Annotated in this window: 17 protein-coding genes; 9 read left to right on the plus strand and 8 right to left on the minus strand. The window is 61.4% G+C overall.

Annotation, left to right across the window (positions count from 1 at the left end):
- Positions 1-7 precede the first annotated feature (7 nt).
- The gene (locus HY36_RS03170) at positions 8-994 is read right to left on the minus strand and encodes a 2-hydroxyacid dehydrogenase (protein ID WP_035548028.1); all 987 of its coding nucleotides are present in this window, start codon (positions 992-994) and stop codon (positions 8-10) included.
- A gap of 133 nt (positions 995-1,127) precedes the next feature.
- Between HY36_RS03170 and HY36_RS18500 the strand changes: the two genes are divergently transcribed.
- The 8 genes from HY36_RS18500 to HY36_RS03210 all read left to right on the plus strand — a co-directional run bounded on the left by HY36_RS18500 (position 1,128) and on the right by HY36_RS03210 (position 7,752).
- The gene (locus HY36_RS18500) at positions 1,128-1,631 is read left to right on the plus strand and encodes an SH3 domain-containing protein (RefSeq protein WP_051602435.1); all 504 of its coding nucleotides are present in this window, start codon (positions 1,128-1,130) and stop codon (positions 1,629-1,631) included.
- Between the two features lie 91 nt (positions 1,632-1,722).
- Entirely contained in the window at positions 1,723-2,250 is a 528-nt protein-coding gene (fabA, locus tag HY36_RS03180) for a bifunctional 3-hydroxydecanoyl-ACP dehydratase/trans-2-decenoyl-ACP isomerase (RefSeq protein ID WP_035548405.1), read from the plus strand.
- Between the two features lie 108 nt (positions 2,251-2,358).
- On the plus strand, positions 2,359-4,128 hold the full coding sequence (locus HY36_RS03185; RefSeq protein WP_035548031.1) for a tetratricopeptide repeat protein: 1,770 nt from the start codon (positions 2,359-2,361) through the stop codon (positions 4,126-4,128).
- Between the two features lie 117 nt (positions 4,129-4,245).
- On the plus strand, positions 4,246-5,061 hold the full coding sequence (locus tag HY36_RS03190) for an enoyl-ACP reductase FabI (RefSeq protein WP_035548033.1): 816 nt from the start codon (positions 4,246-4,248) through the stop codon (positions 5,059-5,061).
- An 87-nt stretch (positions 5,062-5,148) separates the two neighbouring features.
- Positions 5,149-5,589 carry a hypothetical protein gene (locus HY36_RS03195; RefSeq protein WP_155841663.1) on the plus strand — a complete coding sequence of 147 codons (441 nt, stop codon included), beginning with the start codon at positions 5,149-5,151 and terminating at the stop codon, positions 5,587-5,589.
- 81 nt (positions 5,590-5,670) lie between these two features.
- Positions 5,671-6,327, plus strand: a complete 657-nt coding sequence (locus HY36_RS03200) for an SDR family oxidoreductase (protein ID WP_035548036.1) — start codon at positions 5,671-5,673, stop codon at positions 6,325-6,327.
- Positions 6,328-6,436: 109 nt separating this feature from the next.
- Complete coding sequence (locus HY36_RS03205) at positions 6,437-7,030, plus strand: NAD(P)H-dependent oxidoreductase (RefSeq protein ID WP_051602436.1); 594 nt, start codon at positions 6,437-6,439, stop codon at positions 7,028-7,030.
- Positions 7,031-7,071: 41 nt separating this feature from the next.
- A complete protein-coding gene (locus HY36_RS03210) occupies positions 7,072-7,752 on the plus strand; it encodes a nitroreductase family protein (protein ID WP_035548042.1) in 681 nt (226 codons plus the stop codon).
- Here HY36_RS03210 and HY36_RS17605 read toward each other — a convergent pair.
- The 4 genes from HY36_RS17605 to HY36_RS03230 all read right to left on the minus strand — a co-directional run bounded on the left by HY36_RS17605 (position 7,749) and on the right by HY36_RS03230 (position 11,250).
- Positions 7,749-8,582, minus strand: coding sequence for a CAP domain-containing protein (locus HY36_RS17605; RefSeq protein ID WP_162175938.1), 834 nt, complete (start codon positions 8,580-8,582; stop codon positions 7,749-7,751). The two genes, HY36_RS03210 and HY36_RS17605, sit on opposite strands and share 4 nt — an antisense overlap.
- Positions 8,583-8,624: 42 nt before the next feature.
- Complete coding sequence (locus tag HY36_RS03220) at positions 8,625-9,533, minus strand: 5'-nucleotidase, lipoprotein e(P4) family (protein ID WP_162175939.1); 909 nt, start codon at positions 9,531-9,533, stop codon at positions 8,625-8,627.
- Between the two features lie 59 nt (positions 9,534-9,592).
- Positions 9,593-10,279 (minus strand): uridine kinase, encoded by a 687-nt coding sequence (gene udk / locus HY36_RS03225; protein WP_035548045.1) that lies wholly within the window; start codon positions 10,277-10,279, stop codon positions 9,593-9,595.
- A 74-nt stretch (positions 10,280-10,353) separates the two neighbouring features.
- Positions 10,354-11,250: an AraC family transcriptional regulator gene (locus HY36_RS03230; RefSeq protein ID WP_035548047.1), complete on the minus strand. Its 897-nt coding sequence runs from the start codon at positions 11,248-11,250 to the stop codon at positions 10,354-10,356.
- Between the two features lie 134 nt (positions 11,251-11,384).
- Here HY36_RS03230 and HY36_RS03235 point away from each other — a divergent pair, with 134 nt between their 5' ends.
- Positions 11,385-12,140: an SDR family oxidoreductase gene (locus HY36_RS03235; protein ID WP_035548049.1), complete on the plus strand. Its 756-nt coding sequence runs from the start codon at positions 11,385-11,387 to the stop codon at positions 12,138-12,140.
- Positions 12,141-12,202: 62 nt separating this feature from the next.
- Here HY36_RS03235 and pnp read toward each other — a convergent pair whose 3' ends face one another.
- From pnp to HY36_RS03250, 3 genes are all read right to left on the minus strand, one after another.
- Positions 12,203-14,338: a polyribonucleotide nucleotidyltransferase gene (gene pnp, locus HY36_RS03240; RefSeq protein WP_035548052.1), complete on the minus strand. Its 2,136-nt coding sequence runs from the start codon at positions 14,336-14,338 to the stop codon at positions 12,203-12,205.
- 71 nt (positions 14,339-14,409) lie between these two features.
- On the minus strand, positions 14,410-14,679 hold the full coding sequence (gene rpsO / locus HY36_RS03245; protein WP_027838265.1) for a 30S ribosomal protein S15: 270 nt from the start codon (positions 14,677-14,679) through the stop codon (positions 14,410-14,412).
- A gap of 213 nt (positions 14,680-14,892) precedes the next feature.
- Positions 14,893-17,130 (minus strand): TonB-dependent receptor family protein, encoded by a 2,238-nt coding sequence (locus tag HY36_RS03250; protein ID WP_162175940.1) that lies wholly within the window; start codon positions 17,128-17,130, stop codon positions 14,893-14,895.
- Positions 17,131-17,462 lie beyond the last annotated feature (332 nt).

Consider the following 17,462-nt stretch of genomic DNA (forward strand, 5'->3'; position numbering starts at 1 on the left):
GTCGAAATTACAGAATTGACGGAATCACGCGGTCTGGTGGGCGGTGGCCGTCGGCGAAGGTCTTGATGTTGATGATGACCTTCTCGCCCATCTCCGTGCGGCCTTCGATCGTGGCCGAGCCCATGTGCGGCAGAAGCACGACATTCGGCAGGCCGAACAATTCCTCGTTCACTGTCGGCTCGCGCTCGAACACGTCGAGGCCCGCTCCGGCAATCTTGCCCGCCTTCAGCGCGCGGGCCAGCGCTGCTTCGTCGATCACCTCACCGCGCGCCGTATTCACGATATAGGCTTCCGGCTTCATCAGTTCGATCCGGCGCGCATTCATCAGGTGAAAAGTCGCCGGCGTGTGCGGGCAGTTTACCGAAACAATGTCCATGCGCGACAGCATCTGGTCGAGGCTGTCCCAATAGGTCGCTTCCAGCAATTCCTCGATGCGCGGACTGACCGGCTTGCGGTTGTGATAGTGAATTTGCAGGCCGAACGCCTTGGCGCGGCGCGCAACGGCTTGGCCAATCCGGCCCATGCCGATGATGCCGAGCCGCTTGCCGGCGAGCCGACGCCCCATCATCCAGGTTGGGGTCCAGCCATCAAAGCCGCCTGAATTCATCACGTCGGCGCCCTCGAACAGGCGGCGGGGCACAGACAGGATCAGCGCCATGGCCACATCTGCCGTGTCATCGGTTAGCACGCCGGGCGTATTGGTCACCGTGATGCCTCGCTGCACCGCGCTCTGCACGTCGATATTGTCGACCCCTGCCCCAAACTGGGCGATCAGGCGCAGCTGCTCTCCCGCGCGGGCCATGACGCGCCCATCCAGGCGGTCTGTCACCGTGGGCACCAGAACGTCCGCGCTCTGCATCGCCTCAACCAGTTCTTCCTGCGTGAAGGGGTGATCATCATCATTCAGCTTCGCATCGAACAGCTCTTTCAAGCGCAATTCGACTGGGGCGGGCAGCTTGCGGGTGACGACAACTTTCAGCTTCTTCGCGGACATAGGGACTCTTTTTGCAAATATTCTCAATCGGGCCTTAGCAGAGGGATCGGGACACGCCAACGCTTCATGTTTTACACAAGATTCATTTGCGTATGGAATTCTAGCCCCTCGCAGACATGGGAAAAGACTGCACATGAAGCGGGCAGTGGTCATCTTAACGGGCTTTCTCGTCGCGAGCGCTGCGGCGTTTGCGCAAGGGGCCGACTATGTCCGCGTCAGCAAATTTTCCGGTAAGGAAGTACCGCGTTTCGAAACGCTGAAATACAACGCCGTGAATGGCCGCGCCGGCCCAAGCCGGGACCACCCCATTGTCTGGCGGTATGAGCGCAAGGGCCTGCCTCTGCTGATCATCAAGGAAAGCCAGAACTGGCGCCGCGTGCGCGACCCGGAAGGGGCCGAAGTCTGGGTTCACGCCCGCATGCTGGAGCCTGACACGATCGCGATGGTCCAGTCCGACACGGTCATGCACAAGGCACCGGACGCGATGAGCCCGAAAGTTGCGCGCCTTGAGGCCACCGTGCTGGTCGAACTCGACGGATGTGGCCAGGGTTGGTGCAAGGTAACGGCCAAGCACTACAAGGGCTTTGTCCCGACGACCGCGCTCTGGGGCGACAATACCAGCGCCGCTGCGCTGTAAGCCAACACACTCCGACACCCCATCAGAGTTGACAATCCGGGCCGCACAGGCTCGAACGGCGACTTGCGCTTGAATGAACAAGGGAACCGCCATGTCCGGACCGCACGATTACCACACGCCCCAATCCTCCTATTCCAAGGAAGACCTGCTGAAATCCGGCGCGGGCGGCTATTTCGGACCTGGCAATGCCCAATTGCCGATCCCGCCGATGCTGATGATGGACCGGATCACCGAAATCACCATGGATGGTGGCGAGTACGGCAAGGGCAGCGTGATCGGCGAGCTCGATATTACGCCGGACCTCTGGTTCTTCGAATGCCACTTTCCCGGCGACCCTGTGATGCCCGGCTGTCTCGGGCTGGACGCAATGTGGCAGGCCGTAGGCTACTGGCTCGGCTGGTCCGGCAGCCCCGGCAAGGGACGCGCGCTCGGCGTGGGCGAAGTGAAGTTCACCGGGGAAATCACGCCCGACAAGAAACTCGTGAAATATGTCATCGACATCAAACGCGTGCGCCGCGGCAAGCTGAACCTCGGGATCGCTGACGGTCGCGTCTATGTCGATGGCGAACACGTCTACACTGCCCTCGACATGAAGGTCGGCTTGAAGAACGTGCTCTAGCGCGCAGGCCTTCATGCGCATTGCACAAAATGCGCACAACAAGCCTGCCCCATGACAGATTGACGGACCTGCGGTACTTTCCCCTCTTGGGAGAAAAGGGGACTCCGCATGGCCTATTGGAAAACAGGCACGATTCTTACAGCTGCTGTGCTGGCGCTCGGCGGCGTTGACCTGGCGGAGCGGCCTCAGCAGGCCCCTTTCCCGGATCCCGTTCTTTTGTCAGGCGAGTCCTGTCTCGGCAGCGGAAGCAGCGCTCGGCGCCTCGGCCTGTTTCTGGGCGCAGCGCGCGCCTATGCGGAGTCCGGAGTGATCGTCAACAATTTCGCCGCAGGTTTGAGCGCGCCGGTGATCACCTATCCCATCACCACCAAATCCGCAGACGCGCAGGATCTTTTCGACCTTGGTCTGTCCCTTGTGATCAGCTTCAATCATGACGCCGCAGTTGATGTATTTCGTCAGGCGCAGGCGGCTGACCCGAACTGCGCGATGTGCCATTGGGGCGAGGCGTTTGCGCGGGGCAGCAACCTGAACATGGCGGTTGGCGAGGATGCCCTTCAGTTGGCACACGATGCGGCGCAGGCTGCCAAGCTTCGGGCCTCCGACACACCCGTTCTTGAGCAGGTGCTTATCGACGCAACGATCGCCCGGTATCCGCTCACCGAAGAGGGCGGTGTCGCGGAAGACCCGATAGCCTTCGCGGACGCAATGGCGCTGGCAGCGGTGCGATTTCCCAATGATGATCTCGTTCTCTCCCTCGCCGCCGAAGCGGCCATGAACACCCAGCCTTGGGACTATTGGGAGGCGGATGGGCACACGCCGAAAGGCCGGACAGCAGATGTCATCACGACGCTGGAAACCGTGCTGAACAGAAATCCGGAATTCGTCCATGCCATCCACCTCTACATCCATGCCACCGAGGCGTCCGATGATCCCTGGCGTGCAATCGAGACCGCTGAACACCTGCCGCAGCTTGCCCCGCAATCCGGCCATCTCGTCCACATGCCTTCACATCTCTGGTACCTGACCGGCCAGTGGAAGCGGTCGATGGAGTCCAATCTGGCGGCCGCGCAGGCTGACGAGCTCTATATTGCGAGCGGCAACGCCCCGCCGCTCTATGAGTATGGATACTATCCTCACAATCTCCATTTCATCCTGACATCGGCGATGATGGCCGGGGACGGAATGACCGCTTTGTCGACAGCCTCCAAACTGGACGCAGCACTGCCACAGGACATGTCCTCGCTTGCGCCGTGGATCACCCTGATCCGTCCGTCCGCCTACTATGCCCACGCGCAGTTCTCGGCCCCGGAAACTGTGTTGAGACTGCCCGATCCGGGCACAGAGTCCGTCATGGACAAGATTGCCTGGCACTATGCGCGGGGGCTGGCCTTCGCAGCTGAAGGCGACACCGCCAGCGCACAGTCCGAAACCGACCAGATTGATGCTCTAGTCTCCAGCGAGGGCGTGGCGGAACTGGAAGCACAATACCTTCCGGCGGGCGACATCGCCCGGATCTCATCTCTGGTCATATCCGCTCGGATCGCCGCTCAGGATGGCGATTTGCCTTCCGCCATTTCGCTGATGGAGCGCGCCGCACACCTGCAGGATGCGCTGCCCTATAGCGAGCCGCCAATCTGGTACTATCCCGCCCGCCAGACCCTCGCCGCGATGCTGCTTCAGGATGGTCAGACGGATCGGGCCGAGCGCATGTTCCATCGCGCCCTGCTGAAATCCCCGAACAATGCCCATGCCCTTTACGGCCTGTGGCAGACCTACAAGGCAACGGGCGACCGCCGGTCTGCGCGCTACGCCAAACACCTGTTCAAGAAGGCATGGATGGGGAAGCGCGGCACCACACCAGACCTGATGCGGCTCTGATTGATTTGGTCCAGCAGACTGTCCGATCCGCGCAAAACACCGCCCGAAACTTGACGGGCAAAGCGGGGATGCCTAGCGGTTTCCCGTAGAGACATTCACCAAGAGAGGCTTTCCCACATGGCTGATGACTGGACCCCGCCGGCAGGCGATCTGATGAAAGGCAAGCGCGGCATCGTAATGGGCGTCGCGAACCAGAATTCCATCGCCTGGGGCATTGCCCGCCAGCTCGCCGCGCAGGGCGCCGACATCGCCTTCACCTATCAGGGCGAGAACCTTGAGCGCCGCGTCCGCCCGCTGGTCGAAAGCATCGGCATGGATTTCATGATCCCGGCAGACGTGACCGATGACGCCTCGATGGATGCCGCCTTCGACGCCGTGAAAGACAAATGGGGTAAGATCGATTTCCTCGTTCACTCCATCGCCTTTGCCGGCAAGGACGAGCTGCAAGGCTCGATGGTCGCCAACACGACGCGCGAAGGCTTCCGCCGCGCGATGGACATTTCAGTCTTCAGCTTCATCGACACAGCCCGCCGCGCCAGCGAGATCATGCCTGATGGCGGCGCGATGATCTGCATGACCTATCTCGGCGCAGAGCGCACCGTGCCCTCCTACAATGTCATGGGCGTTGCCAAGGCCGCGCTCGAAGCCGCAACCCGCTATGCCGCGCGCGATCTCGGCCCGCAGGGCATCCGCGTCAATGCGATCTCGGCCGGCGCGATGCGCACGCTCTCCCTCGCCGGTATCCGCGGCGGCAAGAGCCTGATGGGCACGGGCCGCGACTGGTCTCTGCTGAAGGAAGACACGCGCATGGAAGGCGTTGCAGGTGCAGCGCTCTACCTGCTCTCAGAACTCGGCCACTCCGTCGCCGGTGAAGTCCACCATGTCGACGCCGGCTTCCACGTCGTCGGCGTCCCGGATCTGCCGGAAGAGTAGTACGCGCTGGCCCAATCTTGGGGAGCGGACTCCTAAACCTAAGCGTGTTGTGCTATGCTTCTCCCTCAAGCTGGGAGGGAGATAACCATGTTACGTATCGCGTGTTCAGCCATGACAGCGGCGCTGCTTTTGGCAGGGTGTGGAGAGACTGCCGCAGAGAACCCCGAACCTGATGCCTCGGCGGAGGAAAGTCCGACGTGTCCGGCCTACGATCCACGCAACGGAAGCGCCGTGATCGACTTCATGCCCGGCATCGTTAAACCTCCAGTGCTGAAGATCCAGTTTCTGGTCGATGCACCGAATGACGGCGACGCGTACGAACTCGAATTTGAGAGCATCCAAGAGTCAGCGCCTCCGAGCTACGTCTTCGATCTTAAGCGCACTGAAACAGGCATGCTCCGCGTCATCACCGAAACGTCCGTTGGATACACTCAGTCGGACTTTCCTGAGCCGGAACTCCGCTCAATCGTGATCAATTGCGAAGGCAATCGGTTCTTTGAAATCGAACCGGTTGAAGTTGTACAATAGCGATCACGCTTCTGTAATCGCCCGGAACTCCTGCCCGTCTGCCCTGTTGGTCTGGCGAACCCATTCTGACAGGAGACTTCCATGTCCAACATCTTTCTTATCGGCGCCACGGGCGGCGTCGGCAGCCGCCTCGGCCCGAAACTCGTGGGCGCCGGCCACGCGGTCAAAGGCCTGCACCGCAAGCCTGAACAGGCGGGCGATCTGCGCGAACACGGCGTCGAGCCGGTCTATGGCAACATCATCGACATGACGGCTGATGACATCGCCAGCGCGATGACTGGGTGCGACACAGCCATCTTCTCCGCTGGGGCGGCCGGATCAGGCCGCGACAAGACCACGGCAATTGATGGCGAAGGCCCGGAAAAGCTGATCGAGGCTGCGCGCGCCACGGGCGTGAACCGCATCTACATGGTTTCCGTCATCATGGATGCCGGACGCGACCGCAACACGAGCGATGATTTCGAGCACTATATGGCCATGAAGCGCCGCGCCGATGCGGCCCTGGCCACCAGCGGCATCGACTATGTCATCCTGCGCCCCGGAACGCTGAAAGATGATGACGGCGACGGCAAAGTCAGCGCCGGGCGCGCCATCACCTATGGAGACGTGGCCCGCGGCAATGTTGCGGCGACGCTGGCCGAACTGATTAACACGCCCGAGATCACCAATGAGATCATCGAGCTGACCAATGGCGACACTCCGATTGCAGAGGCAGTGGCCAGCCTGAAACGGGGCTGACACGCAGGGCGAAGCCCACACTGGCAATTCGCGCTCTACGACTTCTGGCCTTGCCAACATGCAATCATTGAACAATAAATGTTTTGTTCAATGATTTATTGGAGGCTCTATGCCAGCACGTATCTTTATCTGGGTCGGCCATCCACGTGCCGCATCGCTCAGTCATGGTATGGCCGATGCCTATCAGCGCGGGGCCGAAGCAAACGGTGCTGAAACCCGCCGCATGAATTTGTCGGACATGGTCTTCGACCCGGATCTCACCGAAGGCTACCACGCCCGCAAGACACTTGAGCCAAGCCTTGAAGCGTGGCGGGAAGACTTGCTCTGGGCCAATCATGTCTGTTGGGCCTATCCGCAATGGTGGGGCGGGATGCCCGCAAAGATGAAAGGTGTGATCGACCGCAGTTTCCTGCCGGGCTTTGCCATGAAATATCACGAGAAAGACCCATTCTGGGATCGCCTTCTGGCCGGACGACGGGGTGACGTGCTGATGACTTCCGACGCGCCGGTCTGGTTTGACCGGCTATCCAATGGTCGCGCCGCCAAGCTACAGGTGCAGAAGCCCGTCATGAAATTTGTCGGCATACGGCCCGCACGCATCCTGCAGGTTGGACCGGTGAAGACGGCCAAGGAGGCGACGCTCGCAAAATGGTTGAAGCGGGCCGAACGGCGCGGCGCTGATGCTGCCCGCCGGTCCCGCTGATGTGAATTGCGTCCGCCCGTCAGCCTGCTAACACGGGCGTTATGAAAACCAGCACCGACACCCACGTCCCGCTCAGCGGTTTCCCGCATTATCCTGAAGAGGAAATGCTGCACCGGGCAGTGGCGTTTCATGACTCCCTGGCCACCCGCCGATCGGTCAGGGAATTCTCGGACGCGCCCGTCCCGCGCGAAATCATCGAGGCCTGCATCGCCACGGCCGGCTCCGCCCCGTCCGGCGCAAACCACCAGCCCTGGTTCTTCGCTTGTGTGAACAGCGCCGAAAAGAAGCGCGAGATCCGCGAAGCGGCCGAGGCCGAGGAACGCGAATTCTATTCAGGGCGCGCCGGGGAAGACTGGCTCGACGCGCTCGCGCCCATCGGCACGGATGCGGACAAACCCTATATGGAAACAGCGCCTTGGCTGATCTGCATCTTCGCGCAGCGGCGTGGCGGCGCACATGAGGGTGAAGACCGCAAGAATTACTACATCCATGAAAGCGTCGGCATCGCCACTGGCATGCTGATGGCGGCCTGCCATCAGGCCGGGCTGGCCACCCTCGTCCACACGCCCAATCCTATGAAGTTCCTGAACGGAATTTGTGATCGTCCGGAAACGGAAAAGCCTTTCCTGATCCTCGTCGCGGGTTACCCGGCAGACGGCGCCAAGGTGCCGAAACACGCACTGGTGAAAAAGCCGCTGGAGCAGATCATGAGCGTGCTTTAGCCGCCCACCGTCACGGCAGGTCCGGGCAGGTGGATCGTATAGAAGCTGAGTGGCTTTTCGCCGGGCTTTCGGCCTTCAGCCGCAATATAAATATCCCCGCGAAGGTCCGGCGGAATTCCATTGCTAATGGAGCGAATATCGCCGCCGGGCAGTTCCGCTGTAAACTGACGGAAATTCCAGCCTTCCAGTACCGGCATCTGCCGCAGCCGATCGCCCGCCTTCATGCGCACCGGCACATCCCGCGCGAGGCTGCCGGACAAGTTCAGGAAATTCTGCGTTAGCCAGACACCCTTGTCTGTCCGTGCGACGCCCATTGCGACATGAGTGGCCTCTTCGCTCAGGATATTTGCCCTGTGGCCGGGACTGTCCATCAGGTTCTGATGCAGGCGGCGCACGGCTTCCCGCTCCAGATTCCACCGCCCCTGAACCACTTCCAGCATCGCGACATTCTCGGCAGAATATTCCACCAGCGCCCGCCGATCAAAGGCCGCAATCCGATCCTGCGGCTCGCGCCCATCCGGGCCGACATGTCCAAAGAAGTCATTATACGCCATGTCGAGACTATGAAACCGCGCTGTGTTGCGGAGGTGAGCGCGGTAAACCAGCGGAGCGAGCCCCGCCTCTTTCCGCGCAGCATTCGTCAGTCGCAGGAACTCCCGCTCCATGCGCGCATCGAACGTATAGCCCTCTGGCAGGCTGACGAAACAGGGCCGCACCTGTTCCACATAGTCCGCCACAGCTTCGCCTCGATCAGACAGGCCCAGATCGCAAGCCAGGGCGGGCAAGCCCAGCAGCACAGGCATCAGGCCGATAATCAGCGATCTCAACATCATCTCACAGGAACTATATCCCGGCGAAGATGAACAGGACAGTTACGGTTTCGGCGGCCAGGGCTGCAGCTGTTCGCGCTTCAATTGGCGAAGATCTTCCACCGAATGGCTGTAATCATGATCAAACGGCGCGCTTTCCCAGCTGCCATAGCCAGGATTGGGCAGGGCGATCCATTCACGGCCCCATTTATCTGCATTTGCATCATACACAGCCTGACGGTCTGCCGGGCTGGTCTTGTAGTCGTCCGTAAAGTCACCAAGATTGTCGCCGATCATCAACAGGATGCGGTAATCCTTCGCCACCACGCTCCAGCGCGAAGACTTGGCAGAACCCCAGTCCGGCTTCTCTTTCTTGGTCAGCAACGTGTCGACGTTGCCGCCCATCGGAAAGCCCAGCGCCGCCAGATTGCGGGCCGTGCCCTCTTCTGTCACCGCGTCGCGATTGGTCACGTAAAACACTTTCACGCCTTTGGCCGCTGCTGCGCGGGTAAATTCAACAGCGCCGGGAACAGCGTTTGCCACGCCAGCGCTCGCCCAATCGTTCCAGCGGTCCGGATCGAATTGTTCGCCCGCCAGAATGTCGTCCGCCGCATAGGGCGTATTGTCCAGAACGGTCTCGTCTGCGTCCAGAATGATTGCCGGGGGCAGATCCTGATACCCTGCGCCCTGCAAATCCGGCGCGGCGGTCCAGTCCGGATCGGCCAGCGCCTGATCCAGACGCATCGCCGCCAGCGCGTAGATGCCATCGGTCGTCGCCTTGTACTCAACCGCCTGCTGCGCCCAGAGCACAGCGTTCAGCCGGTCATCCTGCGGCACGGCCTCGGTGACGAGCACTTCCTGCTCCACCACCACTTCGCGCACCGGCGCAGACCCTTCGTCAACATACACACAGGCCGAGATAGCCAGCGGTGCGAGCAAGCCCGCCATGAAAAGTGAATTTATGCGTGTCATGGCCATCTCCCGTTGCGATGGCCTGATTTCTACCAGACGGCTTCCATGCCGAAAAGCGCCTAGATGGCCCCGCAATTCTGCAAGCGCGCCAGAACGGGTGCAATCATGCGCTCAATCGCTTCCTCGGTCGGGCGCACATTGCCATAGGCGGGCAGCCCCTCATCCGCAATCACGAGATCAGCTTCAAACTTTGCAGGATACGTCCATTGGTAGTGCGCGGCGCGGACCGTGCCGAGATATTGCTGCAGAACGCTCTCCAGGCTGCGGCCCCGCTCCGTCACATCACGGCGAATTCGGCGCGCCAGGCGCAAATCATCCGGCGTATCCACATAGACCGACAAATCGATCAGGGAGCTGATTTTCGGGAAGGACAGCGCGTGAATGCCCTCAAGGATCAGGATCGGCGCAGACTTGATTTGGCGCGTCTTCTCGCTGCGGTCATGGCGCTCATAGTCATAGATCGGCTGCTGGATCGTCTCGCCCGCCTTCAGCGCGCGCAGATCCTTAACCAGCCGATCGGCCTCCTTCGAGCGTGGCGCATCATAGTTGATGCCCGCCACCAGCTCGGTCCACTCTTCCTTTGTGGTCGGCTCGCCATAATGGCTCATCGGATAGTAATAGGCGTCTTCGCCGAACAGGACAGCCTGTCCGGGCTCCAGATGGTCCAGAAGGGCTTCGGCCAGCGTGGACTTGCCGGACCCCGAACCGCCGGACATTGCGACTAGGAAGGGTTTTTTCTTTGCCATGATGGCCCGTGGTCTACCGGCAAACCCCTTAGCCTTTCAACGGATTATTGCGGCGGGCCACGCCCGGAACGCAGTCAGCCCGCCACAGCATCAGGCCGCGCCCGCACGGTCCGGGCATCCTGCGCGGGCGGACGGCCGAACAGACGTCCATATTCCCGCGTGAATTGCGGCACGCTTTCATAGCCAACGGCATGGGCGGCCTGACTGGCAGTGCGTCCATCCACCTGCATCAGGCGGCGCGCCTCGATCAGGCGCAATTGCTTCTGGAACTGGTGGGGCGACAAGGATGTGACAGCCCGGAAATGCTGGTGGAAGGAGGACACGCTCATTCCGGCAATCGCGGCCAGATCCGTCACCGGCAGGGCCTGCGCATAATCCCTGCGCAGGATGGCAACAGCCCGCCCGATCCGCTCCACATGGCCATCCGGCCAGCCCAGCCGCCGGATCGCGTCTCCATGACGCCCGGCCATCAGCCAATAATGCATCTCCCGCACCAGCTGGTCCTGCAGGACCGGCAAGGTATCCGGCCGGTCCAACAAGCCGACCAGCCGCCTTGCCGCATCGGCCACTTCACGATCCGTCGGGTCCACTCGTACCGGCGCTCCGGCCGAAGTGCGCGCCGGCGGCATGTCCCCGGCCAAATCGGCGATCACGGACGGGTTGAGATCCAGCGCCAGGGACAGATAGGGCCTCTCCCGGCTCGCCTGCGTGATCTGGCTCAGGGTCGGCACATCGGTCGTGATCAGCAGGGAATCGCCAGCCGAAAAGTCGAACACATCCGGGCCCGTCATCATCCGCTTGCTACCCTGCAGGACAAGGCAGACCACGGGCTGCAGGATCAGGCGCTGCAACGCGGTCGGCCGGGTTGCCGTCATGATGACAAGGCCCGGGATCGGGGTTTCAGCAGTGCCATCTGCATCGGCATGGTCAACCGCATAATGCCGGGCGGCGGAAATCAGGGGGTCGGTCATGACCGTATCCTACCCCAACCAGCGTGCCACCGCATCCGATTTTGGAGGATCAGGCAAGAATTGGCGAGGTTCCGGCAACCGCGCGGCGGGCTTCGCTCCCACCTTCAGGCGATCACCCCCTACAGGAGACCGACATGCCCCCTCTCACCCTCGTAACTGGCGGCAGCCGCGGCCTTGGCCGCAACACCGCGCTCAGCATCGCACGCAAGGGCGGCGATGTGCTGATTACCTATCGCAGCCGCGCTGATGCCGCAGATGCCGTCATTGCCGAAATCGAGGCGCTCGGCCGGAAGGCCTGCGCGCTCCAACTCGACATGAGCGAACCGTCACGTTTCCCTGCCTTTGCAGACAGCGTGAAAGCAGCACTGCAGGAGACATGGAACCGGTCCAGCCTCGATCACCTCGTCAACAATGCCGGCGAAGGCATCAATGTGCCGCTGGCAGAGATCCGTGAGGCACAATTCGTCACGCTCTTCTCCGTACATGTCAAAGGCCCCCTTTTCCTGACCCAGGCCCTGTTGCCCCTGATCGCGGATGGCGGGCGGATCGTGAACATCTCGTCCGGGCTGACCCAGTTCACATATCCCGGCTATGGCGCCTATGCCGCCGCCAAGGGCGCTGTCGAAGTGCTCACCCGCTACATGGCAAAGGAACTTGGCCCGCGCGGCATTTCCGTGAACACGGTCGCGCCGGGCGCGGTCGAAACCGATTTCGGCGGCGGGGCGGTGCGCGACACGCCCGGCCTGAACCAGCAGATCGCCGCGATCACCGCCCTCGGCCGGGTTGGCCTGCCGGATGATATCGGCCCCGTCATCGCCAATCTTCTGGCCCCGGACAATCACTGGATCACCGCGCAGCGGATCGAGGTTTCCGGCGGTCAGGGCCTGTAGGCCCGCAACGAAAAAGGCCGCCCGGTGGGGCGGCCTTCTGCAATTGGTGAGTGGGAAGAGGACTATTCCTCTTCGCCGCCCTCGTCCTTGGTGAGTTCCTTGCCGGTCTCCTGATCGACAACTTTCATGGACAGGCGAACCTTGCCGCGATCGTCGAAGCCCATCAGCTTGACCCAGACCGTGTCGCCTTCCTTCACCATGTCCTTCGGATGGTTCACGCGCTCGTTCGCCATTTGCGAAACGTGCACCAGACCGTCCTTCGGACCGAAGAAGTTCACGAAGATGCCGAAATCCTTCAGGCCAACAACCTTGCCTTCATAGATTTCGCCAACTTCCGGCTCTGCAACGATCTCCTTGATCATCTTCAGCGCCTTGTTGATCGACTCCTTGTCGAGCGCGGAAACCTGAACCGTGCCGTCATCATCGATGTTCACCTTGGCGCCGGACTCTTCCACGATACCGCGGATGACCTTGCCGCCGGATCCGATCACGTCACGGATCTTGTCGGTTGGCACCTTGATGATTTCCATCTGCGGGGCGTTGTCGGACAGGCTGTCGCGCGACGTATCCAGCGCTTTCGCCATTTCACCGAGGATATGCAGGCGGCCACCGCTTGCCTGAGCAAGGGCTTTTTCCATGATGTCCTTGGTGATACCGGCCACCTTGATGTCCATCTGAAGGCTGGTCACACCCGCTTCCGTACCGGCCACCTTGAAATCCATGTCGCCGAGGTGATCCTCGTCACCGAGAATGTCGGACAGGACGGCGAAGTCTTCGCCTTCCAGGATCAGGCCCATGGCGATACCCGAAACCGGGCGCTTCACCGGCACGCCGGCATCCATCATGGCGAGAGAGCAGCCACACACGGTCGCCATCGAGGACGACCCGTTGGACTCGGTGATCTCGGACACGAGACGGATCGTGTACGGGAATTCCGCATGATCCGGCAGGACAGCCTGCAGCGCGCGCCAGGCGAGCTTGCCGTGGCCGATCTCGCGGCGGCCAGCGCCGCCCATGCGGCCGGTTTCGCCGACAGAGTATGGCGGGAAGTTGTAGTGCAGCAGGAAACGTTCCTTGCGGGTGCCGTCCAGGCTGTCGATGAATTGTTCGTCATCGGACGTGCCCAGCGTGGCCACACAGATAGCCTGCGTCTCACCGCGCGTGAACAGGGAAGACCCGTGCGTGCGTGGCAGGAAGCCAGCCTCCGCCAGAATCGGGCGAACCTGGTCCAGGTCACGACCATCAATCCGCTTGCCGGTCTTGATGATATCACCCCGGACAACAGCAGCTTCAGCTTCCTTGAAGGCGGCCTTGAAAGTCTCGCCGGTCATTTCGCCCGGCTCTTCCTCGGTGCCGACCAGAGCCTCTTTCGCCTTGTCACGTGCTTCGCCGACAGCGGCCTGGCGCTGCAGCTTTTCAGTGATCTTGTAGGCGGCGGACAGGTCTGCGCCGACCAGCTTCTGAATCGCGGAAACGGCGTCGGAATTGTCGACTGGTGCGAAGTCGAACGGCTCCTTGGCGGCCTGCTCTGCCAGTTCGATGATCGCATCGATGACTGGCTGCATGGCGTCATGGCCAGCGACCACAGCGCCCAGCATGACCTCTTCCGAGAGTTCTTTCGCTTCGGATTCCACCATCATCACGGCGTCCGCCGTACCGGCCACGACGAGGTCCAGTTCGGACTCTTCAAGGTCGACCACGGACGGGTTGATGATGTATTCGCCATCCTTGTAGCCAACGCGGGCTGCGCCGATCGGGCCCATGAACGGGGCGCCGGACAGGACGAGCGCCGCAGAGGCGCCGATCATGCCCAGAATGTCCGGATCGTTCTCAAGGTCATACGATACAGCCGTCAGCACGACCTGGACTTCATGCTTGAAGCCCTTGACGAAAAGCGGGCGGATCGGGCGGTCGATGAGGCGAGACGTCAGCGTCTCTTTCTCGGTCGGGCGGCCTTCACGTTTGAAGTAGCCGCCGGGGATGCGGCCCGATGCGTAGTATTTTTCCTGGTAGTTCACGGTCAGGGGGAAGAAGTCCTGACCCGGTTTTGCTTCCTTGGCATAGACAGCCGTGGCGAGGACGCTCGTGTCCCCATAGGTCACCATGACGGCGCCATCGGCCTGGCGGGCCACCTGGCCCGTTTCAATCGTCAGTGTGCGGCCGGCCCATTCCAGCGACACGGATTTCTTGTCAAACATCAAACAGTCTTTCTTTTCACATACGAAAAGCCCGCCGTGGCCCTATTGCCCGGCGGGCTTGTTTGGTCAGCCTAGCGGCGGATGCCGAGGGCTTCGATGAGGGTCTTGTAACGCGCCTCATCCTTTTTCTTGGTATAATCAAGCAGCTTCCGGCGGGTGGCAACCATGGCCAGAAGGCCCCGGCGGGAGTGATTGTCTTTCTTGTTCGTCTTGAAGTGTTCAGTGAGGTTGTTGATCCGTTCGGTCAGGATCGCGACCTGCACTTCAGGAGAGCCGGTGTCGCCAGGCTTGGTGGCGAACTTTTCGATCAGCTCTTTTTTCTTCTCAGCGGTAATCGACATCGAATATCTTTCATGTGATCGCCTTGCGGCGGGTTTCATCTAAACGCCTGAATTGGCGGGGTTTTCGGGTGAGTATCCGCAGCTCCAGGCCACGGCCGGGATGTCGTCCAGCCGGGTCAGAACCCGATATCCCACCACAAGGGGCGGCTTATGGCTCATTTTCCCCCGAAATGAAAGGCCTTCAGGTGAGGTTTGGCGCAAAAGCGCCGCCCCCTAGAATTTCACCTCAAGGCCGACCAGAATCTCTTGCGGCTTGCCCGGGCGCAGGCCGGCGGGATCGATGGAGGCGACATAGGTTTCGTCGAACAGGTTTTCGGCCTTTACGCGCAGGCGCAGCGTGTCGGTCAGATCCATCCAGGCCGCCGCATCGACCAGCCAGCGCGCATCAATCCGCTCAGCCGCCGGAATGGCGCCCTGCCCGGCCCGCGCGCGCGCTTCGGAGACATGATTGGCCGAAAGATCCACACCCCAGCGGCTTGCCTCGATGCCCGCCATCAGCGTGATCTGCTGGTCGGAGACATAAGGCAGCTCATCGCCCGCCTCGACATCGCCCCAGGGCTCATAGCTGCTCTCGAAGGCCGACTGGAACTCCGCATCGGTCCAGGTGTAGACGACGCCGACCGGCAGGGAGAGCGAGGTGTCGAACAATTTCGCCGCGTCCCAACTGGCCGTCAGTTCCAGACCCATCACATCCACATCGCCGCCATCGAACTGGTCGCCAATAGTGCAATTGCCGCCCGAAGACGCCGTACAGGTGCCGAGCAGGTTGGAATAATCATTGAAGAAGGCAATCGCCTCCACATCCAGTCCGTCCCTGGAAAAACGCCCACCGGCTTCCCAGTTCACGCTTTCTTCGGCGTCGGCATCGGTCGCGCCCGGACTGGCAATGGCAAAGCCGCGGTGCACGCCGGCCAGCAGGGTCAGATTTTCATTCAGTTCGTAAAGCGCACTCAGGCCCGGTACGACCACTTGATCATCCAGCGTCCGAATCCGTGTCGGCCCAGCCGCACGGGTCGGGTCCGCCGTCGAGAAATCCTCGCGCGTCAGCTCATAATCCTCAAACCGCGCGCCCGCCGTCACGGTCAGCCTGTCCAGCGTCAGGCGGTCCTGAACGAACAGGGCAACCGCCTCGCCACTGGATACCCGGTTGGCATTGCTGCCTGCCGCACCGGCGGCAGTCAGGATCAGGCGCCCGCCTTCGAGGCGATAGGCGTCTTCTTCCTGAAACCGGTCTTCTTCATCCTCATGCACACGCACGCCAATTGTGAGATCATGATCCAGTCCGCCAAATTGCGTCTGCCAGCTGAGCGTCGTTTGCAGGCCCTCGCTGTAATAGGCGCGGCGGTTGGCGCGATACACAATGGAATTGTCGAGGCTCGTCGCGCCGGTCGCCAGGCTGTACTCGGCGGCATAGGTCACCGGATCGGCCAGAATGGAGGAAATGCCGGTATCGCCGCTAGCGCCTGAACCATCTGCGCTGATGCCCTGCAGCTTGTACCAGTTGCGGGCGAAATCATGGTGATACGCAATCGTCGTCAGGTTCAGCGTCGGTGAGAACTCAATCTTGTGGGTCAGCTGGAACAGCTCATTCTCACCCCGGAACGTATCGTCTGCGCTCGCATCATAGCGGCGATAGGGATCAGCCTGAAAATCCTGAAGAGTCAGGCCCAGATAGGTCTCGTTGGAGGTTTCTTCGCGCGTCTGGTATTTCAGCTCAACGCTTTGCGGCATCGGGCCATCGCTCTTGTAGGCGCCGAGCTTCAGCATCAGATCAGCAGCGTCAAACCCGGTTGGGCCGCCATTGTCCAGCTCCTTGAAGCCATCGGTCTCGTCAGTGAACACCTCGATCAGGCCGCCAAGCTGCCAGCCTGCCCCCACATCTGCGCGCCCGCCCGTCCAGGCATGTACGCGCTGGCGGTCATTCGTGCCGAAGAAAGCCTGCGCAAAACCGCTCATCTCTGTTGGCACAGGCGTGGAGAACAGGTTCAGCGCGCCCCCTGTCGTGCGCGGTCCATACAGAATGGCTGCTGGCCCCTTGGTCACTTCCACAGCGCTCATCCGAGCCGTGGTCGGGAAATAGTAGGCGGACGGAGACGCATAGGGCGCGGGCGAAATCGGCACGCCATCCTCCATCAGTACGATGCGGGATGACCGGTCAGACCCGGACCCGCGCAGGCCAATGTTGGGGCGCAAGCCATAGCCGTCTTCTTCCTGAATGTTCACGCCGGGCACAACGCGCAGCACGCGCTGGATGTCACTCTGCGCCTGTGCCGAGAGGTCGGCATCTGTGAGGAAAGAGACAGAGCCTGCCACCTCGTCGACCGCCTCGCTCGACCCTGTCACGACAATCGTCGACAGCAGCGTGTAGGGGTTTTGCTCACCCGGCTCTGTGGCCGTGTCGGCATAGACGGAAAGCGACACGAGCGCACTGGAAGCCAGAAGTACAGACAAGTGGGAAAACGGCATGAGGGGATACCTGTTTTGAAATTGAGACTGAGTTGCGCCTGATTAGGAGCAGCAGATGCCAGGGATCAATGTGCATCTGACATTCACTTGCAAAATCTTTCAGGGATTGTGCTTTCCCTGCCACGCTTCGAGAGACCAGAGTGCCCCGCAGGCCCCTGCGCGGTTTGCGGGATTCAGTCTCCTCTCTCCGTGTCTCCGGCGCTGCGGAGGGATAAAGCGAACGCACTGCGTTCGCCCCGTAGCAGGCCCAAGCGTGGGGCGCAGGGCGCCGGAGCCTCCTGCGGCTGGCTCTGCGCCCTAACGGCGGGAGGCCCCGG

This window comes from Hyphomonas atlantica corrig., from assembly GCF_000682715.1.
In the GTDB taxonomy this organism is placed as follows: domain Bacteria; phylum Pseudomonadota; class Alphaproteobacteria; order Caulobacterales; family Hyphomonadaceae; genus Hyphomonas; species Hyphomonas atlantica.

Excerpts from the sequence above, each read along its gene's own strand:
- HY36_RS03220 (WP_162175939.1), bottom strand. The coding sequence starts at position 9,533 with ATGACACGCATAAATTCACTTTTCATGGCGGGCTTGCTCGCACCGCTG.
- udk (WP_035548045.1), bottom strand. The coding sequence starts at position 10,279 with ATGGCAAAGAAAAAACCCTTCCTAGTCGCAATGTCCGGCGGTTCGGGG.
- HY36_RS03210 (WP_035548042.1), top strand. The coding sequence starts at position 7,072 with ATGAAAACCAGCACCGACACCCACGTCCCGCTCAGCGGTTTCCCGCAT.
- HY36_RS03195 (WP_155841663.1), top strand. The coding sequence starts at position 5,149 with ATGTTACGTATCGCGTGTTCAGCCATGACAGCGGCGCTGCTTTTGGCA.
- HY36_RS03205 (WP_051602436.1), top strand. The coding sequence starts at position 6,437 with ATGCCAGCACGTATCTTTATCTGGGTCGGCCATCCACGTGCCGCATCG.
- fabA (WP_035548405.1), top strand. The coding sequence starts at position 1,723 with ATGTCCGGACCGCACGATTACCACACGCCCCAATCCTCCTATTCCAAG.
- HY36_RS03235 (WP_035548049.1), top strand. The coding sequence starts at position 11,385 with ATGCCCCCTCTCACCCTCGTAACTGGCGGCAGCCGCGGCCTTGGCCGC.
- HY36_RS03230 (WP_035548047.1), bottom strand. The coding sequence starts at position 11,250 with ATGACCGACCCCCTGATTTCCGCCGCCCGGCATTATGCGGTTGACCAT.
- HY36_RS17605 (WP_162175938.1), bottom strand. The coding sequence starts at position 8,582 with ATGTTGAGATCGCTGATTATCGGCCTGATGCCTGTGCTGCTGGGCTTG.
- HY36_RS18500 (WP_051602435.1), top strand. The coding sequence starts at position 1,128 with ATGAAGCGGGCAGTGGTCATCTTAACGGGCTTTCTCGTCGCGAGCGCT.
- rpsO (WP_027838265.1), bottom strand. The coding sequence starts at position 14,679 with ATGTCGATTACCGCTGAGAAGAAAAAAGAGCTGATCGAAAAGTTCGCC.
- HY36_RS03200 (WP_035548036.1), top strand. The coding sequence starts at position 5,671 with ATGTCCAACATCTTTCTTATCGGCGCCACGGGCGGCGTCGGCAGCCGC.
- HY36_RS03190 (WP_035548033.1), top strand. The coding sequence starts at position 4,246 with ATGGCTGATGACTGGACCCCGCCGGCAGGCGATCTGATGAAAGGCAAG.
- HY36_RS03170 (WP_035548028.1), bottom strand. The coding sequence starts at position 994 with ATGTCCGCGAAGAAGCTGAAAGTTGTCGTCACCCGCAAGCTGCCCGCC.
- HY36_RS03185 (WP_035548031.1), top strand. The coding sequence starts at position 2,359 with ATGGCCTATTGGAAAACAGGCACGATTCTTACAGCTGCTGTGCTGGCG.
- pnp (WP_035548052.1), bottom strand. The coding sequence starts at position 14,338 with ATGTTTGACAAGAAATCCGTGTCGCTGGAATGGGCCGGCCGCACACTG.